Genomic DNA, 20,549 nt, shown 5'->3' with positions numbered 1-20,549 from the left:
ACAGGCTCTCCAAGCTTCATCGTCGCTGTTCAGGGGCCTACCGATGTTTGCGGCAAGGTGATCAACAGTGAAAGTCAGCACTTGCAAAGTGTCCTGTTGGCATGTCTAATAGACATGTCACTAGGACGGGCTTCGGTGATGGTGAGGACCAGGGCACGACGCCCCTGCGAGCCGACCGCCGCTAGCTGTGGTCCGACGGTGACGTCAAGTCCCGCGCAGCGGGCAACGGCTTGTGTCATGCGATCTTGTGGCGAATCCGCGCGGTACGGATTGGTGAAGTAGTAAGTCGTCGAATTCCTGTGCAAGGGGAACGGTTGACGGCTGCTCTCGTCATGTCATTTCGCGTGCCTTGCCGGTGTCATCAATCAGATATGAGGCTGATTTTGATGCGTGCACCCGGTGATCATCAGTGGTTTCAGGACAACTCGCTCAGCGTCGAAAATATCGTCGACCATTGGGATCTCGCTAATTCCGGTGAAGTCGAGCGAGGGATGCGCTGGTACGCGGACGCTCGCCGCGTCGCCCGCACGATCGCCAACGGTGACGCGCAGCTGGGCGCTGGCATGCTGGCCGTCTACTCGCCTCAACAGGGTTGGGCGGGGAACATCCTCAACGCCTCCCGTGTGCTGAAGGCCGGCAAGGGGATCGGCGGTCCGGGGTCCGGGATCTTCGCATCCACGTCGCAGAAGATCGCCGCTGACAGGCTGCTCGCGGGCGAACCCTACGACAACATCCTGACCGGGCCAAAGGTTCGCGACTTCGCCCACCTCATCGAACACGGTGGTGACCATGACGCGGCCGCGCCGCGCGTTGTCATCGACCGTCACGCGCTATCCGTGGCTTGTGGTCGGGCGTTGACCGACGCCGAGTACGGCGGGGCTCCCTTGGGCGGCAGTCGACGCAAGGACGGCTCGATCACCCGTCGTCTGTACGACCACGTCGTGAGCTTCTACGTCGCGGCAGCGCGCGCCATCTCCGAAGCGAACGGCGAAAACGTAGCGGCTCACCAGGTTCAGGCGGTGACCTGGCTGGTCCGCCAACGGCTTAACCAGAAGTCCGAGCAGCGACGTGGGCTGACCACGCTCGAACGCGGGCGGACCAGGGCGCGCATCAACGCCGAACTCGCCTGGGACGAATTCCGGGCCAACCACTTTCCCGACCTGGCCGAGTGCCCTGGCACGGGCTACCTGCCTGCCGCCTAGCTCGCCTGATCACCCAGTCGGTTACACCTTCCCACTGAAACTGAGGTGCCTGCCATGCCCATCAACGACCCCACCACCGCTAGCCCGTCGGAGATCGACGCGGAGTTGAACCGGCTCGACCGCGAACTGATGAAGGCCCGGCGGGAACTGGACAGGTTGGTACGCCATAGGTTCCCCCTGTCGGGTGATCAACCAGAAGCGTGCATACCGGATGCCACCATCTACGAGGCAGGGCGTGTCGTTGTAGCCCTCGAGGCTGCCTCGGGCCGCTTGGAAGCCGAGTTCGACCGGCGCGACGGTTGGACCCGAGCGTGGCTTGTCCCGAACGCGGGTGGACATGTGCACTGGACACCCGACTGCCACACCTGCTTCAGCACCACCAAATTTGCCTGGCTGACCCAATACTCCGGTCACGAGGAAGCTGAGATCGTGGACGCGGCAGGCGAGTCCGCGTGCACCGCGTGCTACCCCAACGCGCCAGTGGAGACCAGCAACCGGCCCAGCCGGATCAAGACTCCCGAGCAGCTCGAGAGGGAATCGCAGAGGGCTGCTCGAGTCGAAGCGAGGGCAGCCAAGGCGATCAAGATGCCAGACGGCTCTCCACTGTGCACCGCCCAGCACGGACTCATCAAAACCGAGCTCACGGCACGCCGCGAGTACGCGGAGTCCCTGTCCTACGCCAGGTGTCTCGCGGCCAAGAACGCCATGAGGCATGAGGAATCGATCTTCGACTACCGGCGCGACGCGGAGATCATCCTCGTGGCGTTGGCTGCGAAGAACGGTCGGACCGTTGAAGACATGCGAGCCGAAATGGATGCGGCAGTCGAGGCCAGGTGGAAGCGCGAACACAGCAAGTGGTGATGTCGGGCGGTAGCGGTGCTGCCTCGGACTTCGGGCACCATGATGCACCATAGACATGTCTATGGTGCATCATGGTGGGACGATGTGAGGCTGTGTAGGGGCAAGTGGAGGGGCGCTGATGGCGGACGAATCGGAAGCGGTTCTTCGCTTGCGTGCCAGCCGCGCGAAGCTCGAAAGCATCCGGGCTGAGTTGGAAGCGGCGCGGGTGGCTCGTTCGGAAGCGGATGCGCGGATCGAGAGCCTTCAGGAAGACGCACGCGTAGCCCGCAGGGAACGTCATGCGCATGTGCTCGAAGCGGATGCGGCGGGGATCGCGCGCGCGAAGATCGCTCGCGAGGTCGGCATGCAGCGCAGCAACGTGTACAAGCTCATCGATGATCAAAACGTGGACGACGACAGCCAGTCGATATGACGTCGCTCATCGGAACCTGGACTGCTCGGACAATCCTTTGCTATTTAGGCCATTCCTTCATCGTGTGGGTAACCACAGCGGTAGCCCTGGAAGTGCTATCTCACGTACTCTGCGTACTCGTTCTGACCACACGGCGACCGGGAATATTTGAATGACTAATCAGGCTAAAAGCTATGATCTCGCGGTTTCGTTTTCTGGTGCGCAGCGTGCGTATGTCGAGAGTGTAGTACGCGAATGCAAGAAACTAGGATTGAAAGTATTTTACGATCTGGATGAGCAGGTTAATCTGTGGGGGCTTAATGTAATTGTTGAGTTGCGCAAGATCTACGGCAGCGTGAGCACCAGATACGTGGTTCCGTTCTTTTCGCGCGACTACTTCGCTGGGTCGTATCCAATGGATGAGTTGCGCACTTCTCTGCTTCGCGCGATTGAGCAAGAGGACTATATTCTCCCAGTGCTCATGGACGACTTCAAGATTCCAGCCGAATATATGAGCCCGGCCACGATCTACCTTGAATCCGCTGCCTATTCGCCTGAACGTCTTGCTCAGGCTATCTTGCAGCGTATTGGAATCGAAAGTCGCCAAGCGACGCCAAAATCGTCGATTTCAAGCTCTGGTACGAGTTCTACGCCGAGACTGACCTCACTCCGAATGCCAACGTTGCCACCCGCGCAGCTCAATGCCGAGGAAACGTTGGATGAAACTCTGCAGTATATCGGAAGACGCTTCGCGGACGAGATTAATGTGCTGGAAAACTACGGTTTCCGAGGGTACGTCCGAACGTCGTCGAGTCAAGTCTCAGTGCTGGTCGATAAGGCTCATAGCCCTTGGTGTGAGCTAAAGTTGACTCGAGGCGACGCCGGTTGGGCAGGTTCTCTGACGATGGCTTTTCAGTGGCCGAGGGTGACGGGTGGCAGTAACGGCTTTGTGCGGCCTGAATGGGATCCCGGAGCCGGGGTGACAAAGTTGAATTTTCAGGATCTAAGCAATAGTGGAGCTATCCTGCTGTTGACTGCGGAGGAGCTCTTTGAGGCGCTGTGGAGTAAGATTATCATCTTCCTCGATCAGACTGGTCGCTGACTCAGTCTAGCGGTGAGATTAGGTCTGTCCAACTTTGAATTAATCTGTATCTCGAATAGAATTACTCAATTTGTCAAGTGGCGGATTTCATGTCGACTTTCTGAAGGGCTTTATAAGATCCATTTTCGCCACGTGGATGGCCCGTTTCGTGATCCAGCTCGATAAGTTCATGTGAAGATGGTGATTTCGTTCGTGAGGTGTAGCGATTAGGATTTTGCGGGACGCGCCGCTCCTGCGTAGTCGTCACCTGAGTAACGGTATTTTGCGATCTGTACGGGTTGGTTGAATGTGGGCGCGTTGATCATCAGTTCGTTGCCGATGAAGAGGCCGACGTGGTGGATGTTGCCAGGGGAGCCGTAGAAGACGAGATCGCCCGGTTGGAGGGATGTGCCGCTCGGTAGGCGGGGATGGGCGTCGAACTGGGTTTGGGCAGTGCGTGGCAACGTGATTCCGGCTGCCGCGTACGCCGCTTTGGTGAGTCCTGAGCAGTCGAAGCCGGTGTGTCCGCCGTCGGGACCGTTGCCGCCCCACACGTACGGGAGGCCGAGCTGCTTGCACGCGTACGCAATGGCGGCTCGTGCGATGGGGTTTGGTGCCGCGATGGTGGTGCAGTTGCTGCCGCTCGATGCTTCCTGCGCGTACTTCGTGGCTTGCTCGAGCACCTGGTTGACGTACCACTCGGCGTGGTTGTAGGCGAAGATCGCAGCTCGGAGATCACCTCGTTGCACTCCGCTGTCGCACAGGTAGAACGCCGCCGCATGCACGGCGTCGTGCGGGTTGTACCGCGATGGCGGTGAAGCACCGCCTGGTGGTAGTTGGTGGCTTGCTACGACACTGGCGAAGGTCGGGGCGAGGAACTGCATCGGGCCGCCGGCACCGGCGTAGTTCTCGCCGTCGTGAACACCAGGCAGCGCGAGCCTGCCGTGGTCGGACTCGATCTTGCCGATGGCGGCGAGCACCGACCAGTCAAGGCCGGGGCACACAGGGGCGGCCGCGACGTAGAGCGCGCAGTAGGTGGGCGGTATGTCGGAGATGGGCTTGGCGCAGTTGATCGTCGTGTCGGACGACCTGGTGGAAAGCGTGCCGAGGGTTGCTTGGCCGACGAAGCCGATCATCACGGGAATGGCGAGCAGAGTGGCCGCTGCGGCTATGACGATCTTCACCGAATCACCTCGAGGGGAGCGGTGGCAGGGGCGTGGGAGGTGCTAGGTCGGACTTGGTTTGCCGCCGGTCTGGCGGTGATGCCTCGGCGTCTTCCTGTGGGGTGTCGAGGTCCCAGACTCGGGCGAGGTCGATGAGCCGCTTGCGGGAGGTCGGCTGATTCCTGTCGACGGTGAGCGGTAGCCATCTGGCCGATGCCGGGCTGTTCGCGGAGGCGACGATTGGAAAGTCTGCTGTGCTGGTTGCCAGCGGAACCAAGGCTTGCTGACCTAGGAGGTTCAGGGCTTCGGCAAGTGCGCGCCTGGCGGTCCCTTCACGACGGGCTGTGGGCAACCACAGGAGCACCGGGGTGGTGATTCCCGTGGCGGCAGCGAGCTTCTCGTAGTCGTGGAGCTTGCGGCCGAGCCGGTTCAGCTGCTCGGTGCCGAAGTCGAACTCCAGGAAGAACTCGATCTGCTGCGCGTCTTCGCGCCATCTGCCGTAGGCGTCCGGGCGGACCATGTCGCCGAAGAGCCGTCCGCAGCGCAGTTCGGACCACCATGCGGTGAGACATCCTCGTGCGTCTGGCTGTCGGCTCAGGTTCACGAGGGCGGTGAAGAATCCGTTGACGCCAACGGTGTGCGCCAGCCGTAGTGAGTGCGCGATGCCGATGGAGTCCTCGTGTCGGTAGCCGATCTCCTTGGGGACCAGGCCGTCCTCGTACGCCAGTGCGATCGCTCCGGCGACGTCGAGCACGTAGTGCATGGGGGCGGTTCCGCTGGTCACGAAGGGCTGGAACCGGTCGATGACGCGCCAGCGGTAGAGCTCCAGCAGCCGGTGGTTGGCAGCGCGCGTCGAGGGAAAGGCGAGCTCGACGATCTGCTGGGTAGTGAGGACGCGGTGTTCGTGCAGCATGCGTGCGACCCAGCGGTCTCGTGGGGTGAGCCGTCCGGCCAGTTGGGCGTGGTGCTCGCCGGTGCTAGCTGAACGCGGTGTCGGGCGTTGTGGCATGTGTCCGCGCAGTGCACGTTGCGAAGTGGGATTGGTGATCACTAATCGACCCCCTGTTGGGTGCGCAACGGATTCAGGCAGTGCGGCGTGGATCCGCGGATGGGTTCCTGACTTGATGGGCAGCTGGTTGCTGCTCGGACACGAGGGGTCGGGTGTTCACCTTCGCGGCGGCGCGGATCGCCTTTGCACGGCCGGGGACAGCTGGCGGGAGCTTGTCGGTGATGGCGGTGAACGGCGGGGCTTCCTCGCCACCGAGCACCAGGCGGGCGGCGACGTGGTAGACGCCGAGGTTCGACAGGTCATGGTCGTTCAGGCGGGGCAAGGTGTGCCGGGCGAGTTTCTTGGCATCCTCGGGGCTGGCGTTGAAGAAGATCTTGCTGCGGGCGTTGGTGCTGATGCCCTCTTCGAGCTCCTTCGGTAGTTGGCCGAGGTACTGGTGAGCCAGCGTCATCGCCAGTCGGTAGCCCCTGGCCTCGGCGAGCATGTCTTCCAGGGAGTAGGCGAGGTTCAGGAAGTTGTGGCACTCGTCGACGTAGAGGCTGCAGTCGCGTCGGTCGCGTTGCGCGATCCGGGCTCGGCGTGTGGCGGCTTGCCAGGTGCGGGCGACGACGATGGAGCCGACCAGACGGGCGGTTTCCATGCCGAGGGCGTCACGGGCGATGCGGACCAGGCAGATTCCGCCGGTGTCGAGGATGTTGTCCATGTCGATGGTGGACGGCCCGCCCGCGATCGCCGCGCGGACGAACGGGCGGAGCAGGAAGCCCCTGACCTTGTTCATCAGCGGGGCGATGACCTGTGCTCGGCTGGCTTCGGACAGGTTGTCGTACCAGGACCAGAAGCCTTTCAGGACGTCGTCGCTGATCTGGTCGCACGCTCGTTGCCGGAACGCCGGGACGGTGAGCAGCTTCGGCAGGTCGACCAAGGTCGGGGTACCCGGCATCGCGGTAAGGGTGAGCAGACCCGCCCGCAGGATGTCGTCGGTGCGTGGCCCCCAAGAGGAGGCGTAGATGCGGGAGAAGATCGACACGAGGTTGTCGACCGCGCGGGCCTTGTCCTCACCTTCCAGCGGGTTGAGCACGGGCGGGCGGGCTCGGGAGTCGGCGTCGAACAGCACTACCTTCTCGCCCAGTTCCTCCGGCAGGCGCATGAGGATGTCGCTGACCAGGTCGCCTTTCGGATCGACGACGACAACGCCGCGGCCCGCTTGAGCGTCGTCGAGGATCATCCGGGCCATCAGTTCGGACTTGCCCGAGCCCGTCGCGCCGAGGATGTGCAGGTGGTGTCGAGCGTCGACGACGTGCAGGCCCACCGGACGGGAATGGCCGGAGTCGCTGCGGCCCAGCAGCTTGATCTCGTCGCCGATGCCCGCGATGCCCGGCGGGGGAGGCACGGCCTTCGCGCCTGCTCGTTGAAGACCTGGGGTGGAGTCGTCGATCGGGATGTGCGCGATCGCGGCCAATTCGGGAATCGAGAGCAGGTCACCCCTGTCCAGTCGTCGCTCGGCCAGCGCGGTCACCGGATTGCGCAGGCGAGTTCGGCGGTAGTAGTTGTGCTCGGAGAAGGCGGCGAACGCGGAAGCGATCGCGTGCGCTCGGCCGCGGAGGACTTCCTGAAGGGCCTGCGCGTCCGCCGCGGTCGTGTCGTCGGGAACGGTTGTGGCGACCACGTAGCGGATTCGGGTCTCGAACTGGTTGGAGCGTTGCTTCTCGACGATCGCCCGGTCCTGGGCGGCGTACGCCAGGCTCGTCTGGCGGTCCATCGACTTCGGCGCTCGCGTTGATGCCGTCGGGCGTGCGGTCTTGCCGGGGGTGATGATGTCGAGCAGTCGCCCGGAGAACTTCGCCGAGCGACCGGAGTGCGCGTGTTGAGCTGCTCGACGGGCCTTGACAACTCGGTGACCGGCGACCGGGCGAGCGAGGATCTGCACGCTGGCGCGCTCATGAGGTCCGAGTCCGACCGGTGCACCGAGCAGCGCTCGGATCGGATCGACGGGATGGTCGGTGCGGATCGGCAGGGCCTCGGGACGAGCGAGTCGAAGCTCGCCGCCTACCGCCTCGACGCGCGTGCCCTCCCGGCCAGCCAAGGGGATCGGGGGATTCGCCGGGGCGGTGCTGGTGTGCGCACCCGGCCAGGCGGCTTCGATCGCCCGCTCGACCATGCCGGGCGGTACGAGCCCAGGCACCCACAGGTGGATCTGGACGCCGTGGTCGGAGAAGGCCAGTTCGAATGCCAGGTGCGGTTGCCCGGTGAACCGGCGCAACCAGCCTGGCCGCAACAACCCGACGAGGTTCGACCACAGCGTGATCGCTCCGGCAGCGTCGACCGTCGGCGGAGCCAACACGGTGACCAGACGTGCGTCGGCGACCAACTGCTCGTGGAATCGACGACGCCAGCGTCGCCGCGCGACAACAGCGACCGCAACAAGAGCGGCCAGGGCAGGGCCGGCGATCGGACCCCAGACGAGCGTGAGTTCGCGAAGGTGACTCAGCACGGTCTCGATCGCGGCTGAAGGGTTGCGGAGGTAGTCGTTCAAAGGCGAACCGGAGACGGTGGTCGACAGCGGCGCGTGAGCCGTCCAGAGGCGTTCTGCGGTCAAGCTGCCCATGGCGCGTCCGAGGCCGAGGTTGTGTTGGCGACGACCCGCAGGTGCCGGTTCTGCCTGCGGGTGGTTCGCTCGTTGTCGACCTCGGCTTGCCACTCGGAGAAGCGCCGCCCAGCCAGCCGCTTCAGGCAGACCGGGAGGCGGTTGGCTGGAACGCCGACCAACTTCGGACCGAGTACGGCGAGCAGATCGCTGGCCTCCTGCGAAGCCCATCCCGCGTTGTTGACGGCGGCCTCGTCGGGGAATACGTCGGCGACGCGGTCGACAGCCGGGTCCAACACGCCATCCTGCGTTCCGCCGTAGGAGTAGACCCACAGCAGGTTCGGCGGCGGGTCCGGCTCGACGAGCCGTCGGAACCGGTCGACTTCCTTGGTGTACAGGTAGAAGTTCGTGTCCGGACTGGCAGCGCACACCCGGAGCCAGGCCAGCAGGTAGGCATCGGAGAAGAAGTCGCCGCTGTCGTGGATCCGTATCCAGGCGCCACGAAACTTGGCCGCGCCCAGCTCGGTGAGCATGGCGGCTTCCCAGCCCGCCAGGTCGTCCAGGACGAACATCAGGTTCGACTGGTGCTTGGCGCGCACGACCGGCCACGTGTAGGTCCCGTGCCGCGCGTAGCAGACCTGAGCGCAGATCCCGGCGCTCGGACAGGTGTTGTAGGTGCGGCCGTCGGGCAACCGGCCCGCCCACGCGGGCAGCGTCCAGTTCCAGGCACCGATCTGCCGCATCTCGCGGTTCTGCGTGAGCAGTCGTGTGGGTCGTTGAGCAGCGTCAGGGATGGCCTGTGGTGTGGGCATGAGTCCCCTCGGTGTGAATCTGCGGGTGCGGCAATCAGGCGGCGTCGAGGTCGACGAACGAGGTGTCGGCGTCGGCCGGGTCGTCGGCGTACTCGGCGAGTTCGGCCGGGTTCGAGGTCACCAGGTGGTGCTCGGTCGGCGAGGCAATCGACTGGAACGCCACCCGCTGAGTGCCGGTGGACAGCAAGCCCTGACCTCGGTCCGCGGACAGCAGGAACTGGCGTTCGCCCATCGACAGGTCGAAGGTGCGGGTGATCTCGTCGATGGCCTGCGGGGCTTGGCGGAGCAGGATCTGCGTGGCCGCGTTCGCCACCACGGCCTTGCCCAGGTCCGAGCCGAGCACGTCGGCGGTGTCCTGGGTCGCCACGGTGATGCCCGCCCACTGCTTGCGGCTCGCCTTGGCCATCCGGAAGAGGAACTCGGCCCCTGCCCGTTCCTTCATGAGCAGCCAGGCCTCGTCGACGACCACGAGCCGAGGCCTGCGGACGGCCGGGTTGCTGACCTGCCTCCACACCGCGTCCAGTGTCAGCAGCGTGCCGATCGGCTTGAGCTCGTCGGCGAGGTCGCGCAGTGAGAACACGACCAAGTGGCCCTCGGGGCGGGTCGAGGTCGGCCCAGAGAACAGCTCGGAGAACGCACCGGTCACGTAGGGCTGGAGCCGGGCGGCCAGGTCGGTCGCCGCCCTGTCCCTGCTGTTGGCCAGGACCTCGACGAGGTCCATGAGCAGTGGCGCCGGGCGGCTCCAGGTTCGTGGGTCGGAAGTGATTCCCGCCCGCTGGTAGGTCGTCGTGATCGCCAAGTCCAGAGCGGCGCGTTCCGCTGGTTCCGGCTCGCTGCCGAGCAGCACGGCGATGACGGTGTGCAGGAACAGGCTGCGGCGGATCAGGGCGTCTCGCGGAGCGGTGCGGCGGCCGTCGGCTCGGGTGTGGATGGGGAGGTCGAAGGGGTTGAGGCGAACCTGGTCGCCGCCGAGGTGGACGTAGATGCCGCCGACCGCTGCGGCGAGCCGGGCGTACTCGTCTTCCGGGTCGATGACGTGGATCTCGATGCCGCGGTACAGCGAGCGCAGGAGTTCGAGCTTCACCAGGTAGGACTTTCCGGCGCCGCTCCGACCGAGGATCACGGAGTTGTGGTTGTCGAGTGCGAACCGGTCGTGGTGGACGAGGCCCTGGCTGCCGACGTTGAAGCCGTAGAGCACGCCGCTCGGAGCGCTGACCGAGGTCGGATCCGGCGGTGGGAGGTCCGGCGAGGTGAACGGGAACGCCGAGCTCAACGCCGAGGTGTCGAACGTCCGGCGCATGCCGACGAGGTCCACGCCCATCGGCAGCGTCGTGATCCAGCCCTGCAGGCTGCGGTAGGTCGTCGGCTTGCAGTCCAGCAGCAGCGACGCCGCCAGCGACCGGATCGCCGCCACCTCGTCGACGAGCGCTTCCTCGGTGGGGGCGTGCACGGTCAGGTAGAGGCCGAGCCGGTAGAGCTTGCCCTCACCCCTGGCCACCCGCGAGGACAGGACGTACGCGTCCTCGGTCGCCGCCTCGACCTGCGGGTCGAGCAGACGCCCCTTCTCGTAGGTGCTGCGCCTGCCGCTCTCCAGCTTCGACAGCTGCTTCTTGAGCCGGTCCGCGGCGGTGACCGGGTCGATCGGTTCGATGTGGAGGCTGACGTCCACCCGGCCGGGGTAGGTCAACAGCGGCTGCAGCCAGCCGGGGTGCACCTCGCGCGGGTAGCCGACGATGGCGAAGCTGGACAGCCACTCCCCGCCGACCTCCAAAGCGCGGGGGAGCACCGAGATGGCGTCAGGGGTGAACGCGCCCGCTCGACCTGTCGACGGCGGTGTCGCGGCGCGCTTCCGGTTCCTCATGAGCCGCTCCTCTGGTCGACGTCGTCATCCCAGTCGTCGGCCTCGTCAGCCGAGCCGACCGTGCTGTCGTCCCACTCGTCGTCGGGGGCGGTGGTGATGACGTCATCCGCACCGGCAAGCCCTGCGTTGGGTGGGATGAGCGAGTCGGGGTTGCACGCCGACGCCAAGACGCTGGTGGCCTGGCTGGAGTCCAGCGGCGTGACCACGATCCCTGCGGGCGACAACAGGTCGATGGCCTCTCCGAGCCGTCGGGCCAGCCTGGCTTCGGCAGCCCGGCGGGCGGCCTCGTCGACCGCGCCGTGCTGTTTGGCTGCCTTGCGCCTAGCGGTGAGCCTCGCGAGCAAGGGCGCGCCACCGAGTCCGTCGGTCACGCCCGCGGCACGAACGGGCTCGCGCAGCACCAGCAGAACCTGTCGCCGCAGCAGATCGGTCGCACGGCCGAGCTGCTCCAGGTAGTCGGCGTGCTCACGAGCCGCCGCCTCCAGCGCCGGGTCCGGCAGCCCGCCGGCGTGCTCGCGCAGCTCGGCGATCTGCCCGGACAGGTCGAGCCGCTCCGCCCGCACCAACACCTGGACGGGTGCGGTGAGCGAATGCAGGTACCTCCCGAAGGACGCGACCAAGGACTCCTGCTCGGCCGGGGTCCGCAGCGCGAAGTTGACCGTCGAGCACACGGCCACCACCGCCATCCCGTCCACCTCGAGATCGATGACCCCGGTGTCGGTGACCGCCTCCGCGGGCAGCCGTAGTGCGGCTGGCGAAATCGCGAGCGGGGAGTCCGATCCTCCGGAGGATGCGACCCGGCTCGTGACCCAGTCCGGAACGGGCCGAATCCCCTCGGGTGCTGCCACTTGATGCCGTGAGCCGAGCCGCTGTCGCAGTGCCGCGAGCGCGAGTTTGTCCATGGTGATGCCGTCCCGCTGGCCCAGCGCGAGGAACGCTGCGGTGATCCCGATCGGGATGGCGATGGCCAGGAACAGCAGCAAGGGCACCCACTGCTTCGTGGCCGAGTACGTCCCGTAGAGCACGATCCCGGTCACGGTGAGGATCAGCAGTTGTCGGGCGGTCAGCTGGCCGATGACCCGGTCTTCGCGGTCGACGTCGGAGGGGATCCTCACCGGCTGGCTCATGGTCGTTCACCTCCAGGTCGTAGTGGGCGAGCCGGTTTGGCTCGCTGGGCCGAGGGAGTCGGCGCGGGGGGCGAGGCAGGAGGTGGTGCGTGGAAGAGCACCGGTGCGGGTGTGTGGGTCCGTGCCCGGACACGCCTGGCCGCGTTGTCCGTGACGGGCTGCTGGAACAGCGGGCGCTCCGGAGGGGGACCGCTGGCGTGAACCGGTCGCACCGATGCCACCGGCGTCGCGGATTGGAACTGCAGGTGCGGGGGAACCGCAGCAGGGCGTATCCGCGGCGGGGGAGGTGACGTCCGCTGGGGACCGCCGGGAGCCGTGAACACAGGTGGGCCAAGGGGAACTGTGATCGGCAGCGGACCGGACGCCGTGGTGTCGGCCGGTGCTGTCGATTGGAACTGGGGCATGGCGGGTGCGGTGGTGGCCTTGCCGGTGGCGATGTAGTGCGTGGGCGCCTGCGGTGAGGGCTGCAGGAACTTCGGCGCGTGGTTGACCGAACGGCCGCGTCGCGCTGCCTGTGCACGGGCCTGTTGAGCTTGTAGGCGTCGTCCGATCGCTTGTGGGGATTGGTTGCTGCCCGAACTCCTCTTCGCGGCGACGGGCTTGGCTGCGGCTTGGGCAGTGGAGGCGGAGCCGCGGCCGGAACTTCCGCGGTGTGCGTTGTTGGTGCGGCGGCCGGAGCCTCCGGAGTTGCCGAGTAGGCCCATGGTTTTACCCATCACGTAAGCGCGGACGATGCTGCCCGCGAACGACTTGCCGCCACCGCTCAGGCGTCCCAGGATCCAGAAAGGGATCTTGAAGAGGACGTAGACCAGCGCCAGGGCGATCAGCAGGTTGGCCATGCCGTCGTTGGTGGGCCCGAAGATCGTGAATCCTCCGGGCGCCAACAACACGCGAGCTGGCGTGATCAGCGCGAGGCTCTGGGCGACCTGGATCCCCAGACAACTCCCGAACGCTTTCCACCACGTGCTGGCGACGCCTTCGGTCTGCGGGAGAGCGTGGAACATCAGCATGATCGGCGCACCGGCGACCAGGATCACCGTGACAGCCACGCGGACGGCGTACGTGACGAGAAGGGCAACGAGCACGCAGGCCAGGACGACGCCGATCAAAGCGGTGAAGATCCCGCCGTTCAGCGACGACATGATCATGTTCTTCAGGGTCGTGCCCGCCGAGGTGGCTTCCACCCCGTCGCCCATCACGGCGCGGGCCAACGCGTTGGCGATCTCGATGGCTTTGCCCGCGAGGAACAGCGACAGGGCACCCATGAGGAAACCGACCGCGAGCCGTGGCGCGATCTCCTTCATGGAATGCCGCGACTGGACCGACTCGTAAGCCATCACCAGCAGACCGGCGAGCATGATCAAGATCCCGTAGCAGGCGAGCAGGATCTGCCACGACTCGTTCCACAGCTCCCCGACACGCGGCAGCGAATCCAACGTCGGAGTCGTGAGCAGCGTGTTGGTCAGCAGATCGAGCAACGGGTTGAGCGCTTCGGTGACGACCCTGCGGAAGAAGTCGTCGATGGACTCCGAGATGCAGGCGCCGATGTCGGTGAAGCCGCAGTCGTCGTCCGGGCGGGTCGTGGGTTGTCCTGGCTGCTGACCGCCGGTCGGCGCCGGGAGGGGAGCCGTGGTGGGTTGGGGGATGCATCCGGGCGGCTGGACTTGGCCGGGCGGGATGCTCGTGCACGTGTTCGGCGCGGTCGTCGGCCGCGGTGTGGAGGGTGACGACGTCGGCTGCGGAGCCGGGGCGCACGGGGTCGGGCGAGGCTCAGGCCCCGAACACGGATCCATGGGCCGAGTGGGCTGCGCCGCAGCACTGGCCACGAGGAAGCAGGCCAACGCCACGATCAGGCCCAGTGCCAGCCCGCCGCCTCGCCACCATCCGTGCCGGGAGCTCGGTCGGCCGGTGACCGCTTCCGCCGTGGGCGGGAAGTCGGCGGCCATCGGTCAGGCCCCCACGATCCCTTTGAGGATCTCCACCGCGAGCGGCGCGAGGGCGGCCAGGCCGTAGCCCATCCCGGCGGACTTGAAGGCGATCTTCGACTTCTCGATCTCGGCCGGGTCACCGCCGCCCATCATGCGGCGGGCTCCGCCGACGGACATGAACACCGTCGCCACTCCGGCCGCGATGCCCATGATCCAGTTGCGGATGTTGTTCAGGACTTCGTCCACCGATGCGGCCAACGCGAGAACCACCGTGTCGGCGTGAGCCGTCGAACTGGTCAGCACGAGACCGAGAACGGCCACGCTGACGACGGCAGCAGCGCGTTGGCGCGTCTTCGCGGTCGGCACGCGGGACGCGACAGTCATCGGAGCGCTGACGCCAGTCGAGTCAACGCATTGCGCGAGCTTGCCTGGCGTGGCCGAGGCAGAGGGCACGCTTGCGGGTGGTGCACTGCGAGGTCCGAAGTCAGCGGGAAGGTGATCGCTCACGCGCATGGGAACTCCTCCGAAGTTCGAGCGGAAGGCGGGTTGTCCCCGCAGCCCTGAACTCCGGATTTCGCGTCCGATTTGGACACGCGCCCTCGGACTTTCCACTTCGGATCGGCCTCATCGGCGGGCACGAAAGGTGACGAATTTCCCGACTGGGTGACTCGGTCAACCCCACGCGCCAACGACAGCGAGGCCGCAATCCGATCGACCAGTGGGTCGGTCGGGTCCTCGTTCGCGACTTCCTCGCGCAAGTGGGCCAGCAGTCGAAGTTCTGCCCGCTTGCGTGTCTTGTAGACCGCCCACTCCCCGGTCTCGTGGTGCGCGGCCCAGTCGGCGACGGCCACGCCTTCAAGGCGAGTCGCGCCGATCAGGTCCGCCTCGGTCCGGGTGAGGACTCCACTTGCGACAGCGCGCGCCAGAACCAGATCGGGGTGACCCGAAGGCGGGTACGGCCACGCCGACCGGACGCTGGCCGCAACCGGAGTCGGACTCGCCAACGCTTCGGTGAGTGCGTTGTAGCCGGTTCGGTACGCGGCCCATCGCAACCGCAGCACGATCCTCGGCGGACGCAGATCGATGATCGGCAACGCCGTGAGGAAGCCGCGGAGAACCTCGGAGTGGACGTCGGCCGGATCGCCCGCGAACCGATCCGACAGCGTGGCCGCCGCCGAGATCAACGCCGGCAAAGCAACACCGACCGCTGCGACCGTCCACGTCGCTCCTTCGGCCCTGGCTCGCTGCACCAGGTGGGCCCACACCGCGTCGCGTGTGGTCCGTGAACAGCCGCTGGTGAGAAGTCGGTCGCGAAGTTCGTCGAGCGGGATGGGCCGGTTTGGCAGGTCCGGAAACTGCCTGCCGTTCACCGAGACCGGGTTGGGGCCCGTCACCAGCCAGGTGAACGCCTCCCGTGCGGCGTCCAACGAGTTCTTCGCAGCCACTCCGCCTGGGAGGTGAGGAGTGAATTTAGCTGACATGGCATTACTCCTGATGTCAATGCGATAGGCAACGACGTCAGAAGGCCATGTCGAATGCTATGAAAATGCTAGAGCGGTGCTAGAAAACGACTAATAGTCGTGCGGATCGATGTTGGATCCCTGCCGACTGGCTCGATGGCGCGCACGTTAAAGATCGAATGGCGAGCTGGTGAGAGGCTGCCCGAATGTGACCGTAGTAGCAGTTGAACTGGTATTTCGCGGGACCGCGAGCCTTCGGGGCGCCGACTACGTCGTGACCATGGGCGATGCGTGGTCGATCAACTTTGAATGCTGAAAAGATCTTGAAGTATCGAGGTCCTGATGAGTGGATCATCGGGGCTCGGCCAAGTCGGCGCAGCACGATTGTGTGGCTCTTCGGGTTGCGTGATGACGGCAGGGGCGTGCAGAACATAGCTTCTTGGCTGATGTCGTCTCACATGTCCAAAAGCAAGAGAAAAAGTGGAGTTAAGGGGTGATCGCAGGTAACTACTGCTTGTTGAGGAGGCTGGACATGACCTCTGGTTCCCGCCTGTTGTCTGATTCGCCACGATGTCGCGATTCGATGGGATTGGTTGTCCAGTTGCGTGCACGGCGCGTACTGGAGGCGTCGCGTCTCGATGCCTTGCGGCCCCACCTCCGTCGCCCTGTGCCGAGCACCGTCTGGTTGTGTGGCCAGGACGCTCCCCGCCTCAGCCCCGGTGCTGTCGCCACCTGGCTATTGGTCGCTGTCGCGAAGATCGTCACCACCTACACCGAGCCCGGCCAACGAGTGCTCCTGCTCGTTGCTCCGCGCACAGATTCGGCGGAGACCAAGGGGTTGCAGTCCAGCACTCGGACGGGGCGCTGGCGCAGCCGCTACGACGGACTGAAGGAAGCCAGTTGGGCCGTCAGCAGGCTCGGCCGCGGAGTCCGCTGCCAGCTCGTAGGGACGCGAGCGAACTCGCTCGACCACAGCAGGGACTGCCACTCGGGCGAGTCCGAATCCGCACCGGGACTCCGAGCTGCCGGGCCGATCCTCGACAGCGACGTCGCACCGGGTCCGGATGGTGAATGCGGACCCGGCGGCGGCCCGAGTTCTTACGACCTGATCATCGCCGCCGTCGAGCCGCGGACCGCGGACTGGTTTCGACCTTCCGACTGGGCAGGGCTACTCGAGCCGGACGGCGTCCTGACGGTCATAACCCACGGTGACCATTCGCACGGCCGGTTCACGGAACGGGTGGGATCGCTCGTTAGGGCCGCGCAGCTCACCGGACTGACCTACCTCGACCGGATCACCGTGGTGAACACAGCTGTCCACAATGGTGCGTCGAGGGAGCCCATCTTCCACGAGGACGACACGTCCCAACCGAAAAAAAGCACACCGGTGACGACAGGTTCGCACAACCAAGCGCACGACGACCTACTCGTGTTCGTCCACAAGAGCCTCAACCCTTCCCGCCCGGTGAACGGGGAGGCATCCGATGACTAGCCACCAGTCGGTCTGGGTCACCGGACAAAGGAACCTTCGTCGCCAGCTCCAGAACAGCGGCTGCGTACCCGGCACCGAGACCGACATCGAGCTGGTCCCACCAGCCGTCGCCGCACACGCGATCGCCACCTACACCGGTTGCGGCGACCTTGTCGTGGACCCCGACTGCGGAACGGGCACGGTGTTGGTCGAAGCTCTCCGTGCCGGCCGACATGCCCTCGGCTTGACCGCGAACCCACCTTGGTGGACGACCGCCCGCGCCAATGTCACGGCCGCCAAGCGCGAGGGCGCTCTGTGCGACGGTTCGGTGCTCGATCTTCGCCCAACGATGTCGACCGCCATCCAGACCGCGGGCCTCGTCGCTCGTGTCGACCTGCTCCTGACCGCGCTGCGCGTCGTGGAAGGCCCCGCGGGCAGCCCAACTCGAAGCCCCGAGTCGGCGATCCACGACCTTGCGACGACCTTGAACTACTGCGCGCCGATGCTGCGCACGGGCGGACACGTCGTGGTCGTCACTCGCCCGCAGCGGTACCCCGATGGGTCGCTCGTCGAACTCGCAACACGCCTCACCGACGCCGCAACGTCAGTCGGCCTGGTCCTGGTCGACTGCTGTGTCGCGCTGAGCGCCGGTCTGCGCGCCAATCGGTTGGTCACGCGAGCCTCGTTCAGCGAACGCAGGACCGCGGCCCGCACCAGAAACACGACTGCCCCTGTGGCCCTCGCAGCCCACCACGAGGTGTTCGTGTTTCGACGCGCCCAGAACACTGCGTGCGACGTTGCAGCCGCCAAGATGCCGCGACTGCAACGTCGACCCCGGTGCGAGGCGGATTCGCTCGTCGGGAGGCGAGCAGCATGACAGCGCGAAACCTGCCGGTGTCAGATTCCCAGCCCGCGCTGCGGCTGCTGTCCCTGGGAGCCGGGGTGCAGAGCACAACGGTGCTGTTGATGGCCTGCGAAGGCGTGATCCCTCGATTCGACGTGGCTCTGTTCGCTGACACCGGGTGGGAACCGCGGGCAGTCTACGTCAACCTCGAACGGCTGCGGAGGTACGCCGAGAAGGCGGGCATGCCAGTGCGCACGGTGTCGGCTGGGAACATCCGCACCGACGCGCTCGACCCCAGGCACCGCTTCGTGTCCATGCCGCTGCACACCCTCAACCCGGACGGGTCCCGAGGCTTGGCCCGTCGCCAGTGCACCAGCGAATACAAGATCACCCCACTCAAGAAAGCGGCACGCAAGCTGCTGGGGTATCCACATCCGCTCCGCGTTCCGCGCGGGATCTACGCCGAGCAGGCCATCGGCATCAGCACCGACGAGTTCACCCGCGCCAAGGACTCCGGCGTGCGGTTCCTGCGCAACGTGTTCCCGCTGATCGAGCTCGGCTTCGACCGGGCGCGATGCGTGGAGTTCCTCACCGAGTGGGGTTTCGGGGAGACGGTCAAGAGCGCCTGCGTCGGGTGCCCGTTCCACGGGAACGCGGGCTGGCGCTGGGTGCGCGACCACGACCCCGAGGGATGGGCAGAGGCCGTCGAGTTCGATCGCGCGATTCGCCACGGGTACCCGCGTGCCACCGACCAGGGACAGGAGCTTCGGGAGCAGTACTTCCTGCACTGGGCCTGCGTACCGCTTGACCAGGTCGACCTGGACGCACCGGCTAGGCCGAAGCGACACCTGCAGTCGATCACGATCGGGGCGGCGCCCGGCCCGGAAGTGGGTGAAGACGGCGATCCAGACGGCTGCTCGCCATGGTCGTGCCGCTCCGGTGAGCCCGTTAACGGCGGAGACCCTGACGTGGACGCCAGGACTGGGGAGCGTGCGGCGTGAGCCCCTTGCCTGCGCCGTCCTCGCGTCGAGGGGAGCAACCACTGTGATGAACAGCGACAAGCACATGTTCTCGGCCCTCGTGCCTGCTGCCAGCAAGAGGACCCAGATGCCTAACCAAATCGGGGGTCCGGCGGGCGCAGCCATTCCGTCCATCCTGTCGTCGTCAAGTGCTGCACACCTTGCCTCGGTCGCCAAGACGACGGCCGAGGCACTCCCTCCGCGACAGGGCGGAATGCCTGTGGCGACCTTGCTTGGTCAGGTCGAGGAGAGCTCGGTCCACTATGTCGTGACGACCATCGACAACAAGGGCCGGCTTGCCGACCAGTCGCCTCTTCGAGCCTTGGGATGGTTGCCCGAGGCGGCGATCTCCATTGCGGCAGCACGAGGCGCCATGGTTCTCGTCACCCGGAACAACGGGCCTGACACGGTCACTCGCCAAGGCCACCTCAGGTTGCCTGCTCCCGTCCGGCACTCGTGCCGGATCAAGACAGGTGCCCGACTCCTGGTCGCAGCCTTGCCAGAGCAGGACATGCTGCTCATCTACCCGAGTTCCACGGTCGACGCGGCACTCCTGGCGTATCACCAATCCTTGCGCGACGAGGTGCAGCGATGAAGGAATCCGACCTCGACGCTGCCCGTCTCCTGCTTGCGCGCCTTGGCATCAGCGCGGAACAACTCCTCGAGAAGCCGGGCAAGGACCGTCCTGTCCCGACCATTCGCGAATACCTCGAAGGCGTGTCGGAGGCTGTTCCTCCTGGCACCCGTCGCGTCTACGACACCTACTGGCGTCGGGTGGTCGACGTCTGGGGCGACCGGCTGCTGACCGAACCCACACCGCTGGAGATCAAGCGGCTCTCCGAGCAGATCAAGTCCCAGGTCGTGGTGCGGAAGAACTCGCGCGGCGGACGGACCGCCGCCGAACACCTGATCGCGGCTCTGCGGTGCATGTACCGGCATGCCGTCGCGGACAAGCTGATGTCCGAGGAGGACAACCCGGCTATCCGAGTCGCCAAGCCGCGTCGGCTCGCCAGCACTCGCCGAGCCTTGTCGTTCGCGCGCTTGGCCGAGATCAACACCGTGGCGGGGATGGCGGGCAACGATCCCGAGCTGGACTTGCTGCTGCTCCGCTTGCACACCGAAACCGCTTGCCGCCGCGGTGGAGGCCTCGCGTTGAGGGTGAACGACCTCGACGTCCAGCAGTGCCTCATCCGCCTTCGAGAGAAAGGGGAGACGGTGCGATGGCAGCCCGTGTCCCCGACGCTGATGCGCCACCTCGTCGCGCACGCGGTACAACGGGGTGCCGCTCCGGGTGAACGACTTCTGCGCTACCGGAACGGACGACCGATCACCTCGCGGCGCTACGACTACCTGTGGCAGCGCATCGGAAAACACCTTCCTTGGGTCGCCACACAGCAGATCAGCACCCACTGGATTCGACACACCACGTTGACGTGGGTCGAGCGCAACTTCGGCTACGCGGTCGCGCGGGCGTACGCGGGGCACAGCGGGAAGAACGACGCGGGCAGCACGACGACCTACGTCCGAGCCGACTTGGAGGAAGTCGCGGCAGCGCTGGCCGCGTTGACCGCCGAACCACATCCGCTGGCCCGCGAGCCTGAACACCATCCCGCCGCACTGGCCGCATGATCCATGATGCTCCTGGCTGCGGGGGAGCCGTAGCACCAACCGGATCCAGGGCCGCTGCATTCGAAGCCGTCCGGGTGCGAACGCCGCAGACCCGTATGTGGGTCGTG

General features: G+C 65.8%; 18 protein-coding genes. 9 read left to right on the top strand and 9 right to left on the bottom strand.

Annotation, left to right across the window (positions count from 1 at the left end; translation table 11 throughout):
* Positions 1–371: 371 nt before the first annotated feature.
* The 4 genes from ACFWW9_RS14650 to ACFWW9_RS14635 all read left to right on the top strand — a co-directional run bounded on the left by ACFWW9_RS14650 (position 372) and on the right by ACFWW9_RS14635 (position 3,556).
* Complete coding sequence (locus ACFWW9_RS14650) at positions 372–1,202, top strand: hypothetical protein (RefSeq protein WP_390376531.1); 831 nt, start codon at positions 372–374, stop codon at positions 1,200–1,202.
* A gap of 54 nt (positions 1,203–1,256) precedes the next feature.
* A complete protein-coding gene (locus ACFWW9_RS14645; protein ID WP_390376528.1) occupies positions 1,257–2,063 on the top strand; it encodes a hypothetical protein in 807 nt (268 codons plus the stop codon).
* 118 nt (positions 2,064–2,181) lie between these two features.
* Complete coding sequence (locus ACFWW9_RS14640) at positions 2,182–2,475, top strand: hypothetical protein (protein WP_390376525.1); 294 nt, start codon at positions 2,182–2,184, stop codon at positions 2,473–2,475.
* 151 nt (positions 2,476–2,626) lie between these two features.
* The gene (locus tag ACFWW9_RS14635) at positions 2,627–3,556 is read left to right on the top strand and encodes a TIR domain-containing protein (protein ID WP_390376523.1); all 930 of its coding nucleotides are present in this window, start codon (positions 2,627–2,629) and stop codon (positions 3,554–3,556) included.
* 206 nt (positions 3,557–3,762) lie between these two features.
* Here the strand turns inward: ACFWW9_RS14635 and ACFWW9_RS14630 are convergent, their stop codons facing one another.
* The 9 genes from ACFWW9_RS14630 to ACFWW9_RS14590 form a co-directional block, all read right to left on the bottom strand.
* Positions 3,763–4,671, bottom strand: coding sequence for an NlpC/P60 family protein (locus tag ACFWW9_RS14630; protein WP_390376693.1), 909 nt, complete (start codon positions 4,669–4,671; stop codon positions 3,763–3,765).
* Positions 4,672–4,723: 52 nt separating this feature from the next.
* The gene (locus tag ACFWW9_RS14625) at positions 4,724–5,611 is read right to left on the bottom strand and encodes a replication-relaxation family protein (RefSeq protein WP_390376520.1); all 888 of its coding nucleotides are present in this window, start codon (positions 5,609–5,611) and stop codon (positions 4,724–4,726) included.
* Between the two features lie 169 nt (positions 5,612–5,780).
* Positions 5,781–8,312 carry a type IV secretory system conjugative DNA transfer family protein gene (locus ACFWW9_RS14620; RefSeq protein ID WP_390376517.1) on the bottom strand — a complete coding sequence of 844 codons (2,532 nt, stop codon included), beginning with the start codon at positions 8,310–8,312 and terminating at the stop codon, positions 5,781–5,783.
* Positions 8,300–9,103 (bottom strand): hypothetical protein, encoded by an 804-nt coding sequence (locus ACFWW9_RS14615; RefSeq protein ID WP_390376514.1) that lies wholly within the window; start codon positions 9,101–9,103, stop codon positions 8,300–8,302. Before ACFWW9_RS14615 ends, ACFWW9_RS14620 begins: the two co-directional genes overlap by 13 nt.
* 34 nt (positions 9,104–9,137) lie before the next feature.
* Complete coding sequence (locus ACFWW9_RS14610; RefSeq protein WP_390376511.1) at positions 9,138–10,964, bottom strand: VirB4 family type IV secretion system protein; 1,827 nt, start codon at positions 10,962–10,964, stop codon at positions 9,138–9,140.
* Positions 10,961–12,091, bottom strand: a complete 1,131-nt coding sequence (locus ACFWW9_RS14605; RefSeq protein ID WP_390376508.1) for a PrgI family protein — start codon at positions 12,089–12,091, stop codon at positions 10,961–10,963. Before ACFWW9_RS14605 ends, ACFWW9_RS14610 begins: the two co-directional genes overlap by 4 nt.
* Positions 12,088–14,037: a hypothetical protein gene (locus ACFWW9_RS14600; protein WP_390376504.1), complete on the bottom strand. Its 1,950-nt coding sequence runs from the start codon at positions 14,035–14,037 to the stop codon at positions 12,088–12,090. The genes ACFWW9_RS14605 and ACFWW9_RS14600 overlap by 4 nt, the downstream gene beginning before the upstream one ends.
* Positions 14,038–14,040: 3 nt before the next feature.
* A complete protein-coding gene (locus tag ACFWW9_RS14595; protein WP_390376501.1) occupies positions 14,041–14,385 on the bottom strand; it encodes a hypothetical protein in 345 nt (114 codons plus the stop codon).
* A gap of 137 nt (positions 14,386–14,522) precedes the next feature.
* Positions 14,523–15,446, bottom strand: coding sequence for a hypothetical protein (locus ACFWW9_RS14590; RefSeq protein ID WP_390376499.1), 924 nt, complete (start codon positions 15,444–15,446; stop codon positions 14,523–14,525).
* Between the two features lie 526 nt (positions 15,447–15,972).
* Here ACFWW9_RS14590 and ACFWW9_RS14585 point away from each other — a divergent pair.
* From ACFWW9_RS14585 to ACFWW9_RS14565, 5 genes are read left to right on the top strand one after another with little or no spacing between them, the layout of a single operon-like run.
* A complete protein-coding gene (locus tag ACFWW9_RS14585; protein ID WP_390376496.1) occupies positions 15,973–16,971 on the top strand; it encodes a hypothetical protein in 999 nt (332 codons plus the stop codon).
* Positions 16,964–17,827: a DNA methylase gene (locus ACFWW9_RS14580; RefSeq protein ID WP_390376493.1), complete on the top strand. Its 864-nt coding sequence runs from the start codon at positions 16,964–16,966 to the stop codon at positions 17,825–17,827. Before ACFWW9_RS14585 ends, ACFWW9_RS14580 begins: the two co-directional genes overlap by 8 nt.
* Positions 17,824–18,795 (top strand): hypothetical protein, encoded by a 972-nt coding sequence (locus ACFWW9_RS14575; RefSeq protein ID WP_390376490.1) that lies wholly within the window; start codon positions 17,824–17,826, stop codon positions 18,793–18,795. The genes ACFWW9_RS14580 and ACFWW9_RS14575 overlap by 4 nt, the downstream gene beginning before the upstream one ends.
* 46 nt (positions 18,796–18,841) lie before the next feature.
* Positions 18,842–19,408, top strand: a complete 567-nt coding sequence (locus tag ACFWW9_RS14570) for a hypothetical protein (RefSeq protein ID WP_390376487.1) — start codon at positions 18,842–18,844, stop codon at positions 19,406–19,408.
* A complete protein-coding gene (locus ACFWW9_RS14565) occupies positions 19,405–20,442 on the top strand; it encodes a tyrosine-type recombinase/integrase (RefSeq protein WP_390376484.1) in 1,038 nt (345 codons plus the stop codon). The genes ACFWW9_RS14570 and ACFWW9_RS14565 overlap by 4 nt, the downstream gene beginning before the upstream one ends.
* Positions 20,443–20,549 lie beyond the last annotated feature (107 nt).

It is taken from the genome of Umezawaea sp. NPDC059074 (genome assembly GCF_042738955.1).
GTDB lineage: Bacteria > Actinomycetota > Actinomycetes > Mycobacteriales > Pseudonocardiaceae > Umezawaea.
Note: the sequence above shows the minus strand (reverse complement) of the source record. Positions and strands in the feature narration are given on the sequence as shown.

Bases quoted from the DNA above. Each gene is read 5' to 3' on its own strand.
- ACFWW9_RS14650 (WP_390376531.1), top strand. From the start codon at position 372: ATGAGGCTGATTTTGATGCGTGCACCCGGTGATCATCAGTGGTTTCAG.
- ACFWW9_RS14645 (WP_390376528.1), top strand. From the start codon at position 1,257: ATGCCCATCAACGACCCCACCACCGCTAGCCCGTCGGAGATCGACGCG.
- ACFWW9_RS14640 (WP_390376525.1), top strand. From the start codon at position 2,182: ATGGCGGACGAATCGGAAGCGGTTCTTCGCTTGCGTGCCAGCCGCGCG.
- ACFWW9_RS14635 (WP_390376523.1), top strand. From the start codon at position 2,627: ATGACTAATCAGGCTAAAAGCTATGATCTCGCGGTTTCGTTTTCTGGT.
- ACFWW9_RS14630 (WP_390376693.1), bottom strand. From the start codon at position 4,671: ATGATCGGCTTCGTCGGCCAAGCAACCCTCGGCACGCTTTCCACCAGG.
- ACFWW9_RS14625 (WP_390376520.1), bottom strand. From the start codon at position 5,611: ATGCTGCACGAACACCGCGTCCTCACTACCCAGCAGATCGTCGAGCTC.
- ACFWW9_RS14620 (WP_390376517.1), bottom strand. From the start codon at position 8,312: ATGGGCAGCTTGACCGCAGAACGCCTCTGGACGGCTCACGCGCCGCTG.
- ACFWW9_RS14615 (WP_390376514.1), bottom strand. From the start codon at position 9,103: ATGCCCACACCACAGGCCATCCCTGACGCTGCTCAACGACCCACACGA.
- ACFWW9_RS14610 (WP_390376511.1), bottom strand. From the start codon at position 10,964: ATGAGGAACCGGAAGCGCGCCGCGACACCGCCGTCGACAGGTCGAGCG.
- ACFWW9_RS14605 (WP_390376508.1), bottom strand. From the start codon at position 12,091: ATGAGCCAGCCGGTGAGGATCCCCTCCGACGTCGACCGCGAAGACCGG.
- ACFWW9_RS14600 (WP_390376504.1), bottom strand. From the start codon at position 14,037: ATGGCCGCCGACTTCCCGCCCACGGCGGAAGCGGTCACCGGCCGACCG.
- ACFWW9_RS14580 (WP_390376493.1), top strand. From the start codon at position 16,964: ATGACTAGCCACCAGTCGGTCTGGGTCACCGGACAAAGGAACCTTCGT.
- ACFWW9_RS14575 (WP_390376490.1), top strand. From the start codon at position 17,824: ATGACAGCGCGAAACCTGCCGGTGTCAGATTCCCAGCCCGCGCTGCGG.
- ACFWW9_RS14570 (WP_390376487.1), top strand. From the start codon at position 18,842: ATGAACAGCGACAAGCACATGTTCTCGGCCCTCGTGCCTGCTGCCAGC.
- ACFWW9_RS14565 (WP_390376484.1), top strand. From the start codon at position 19,405: ATGAAGGAATCCGACCTCGACGCTGCCCGTCTCCTGCTTGCGCGCCTT.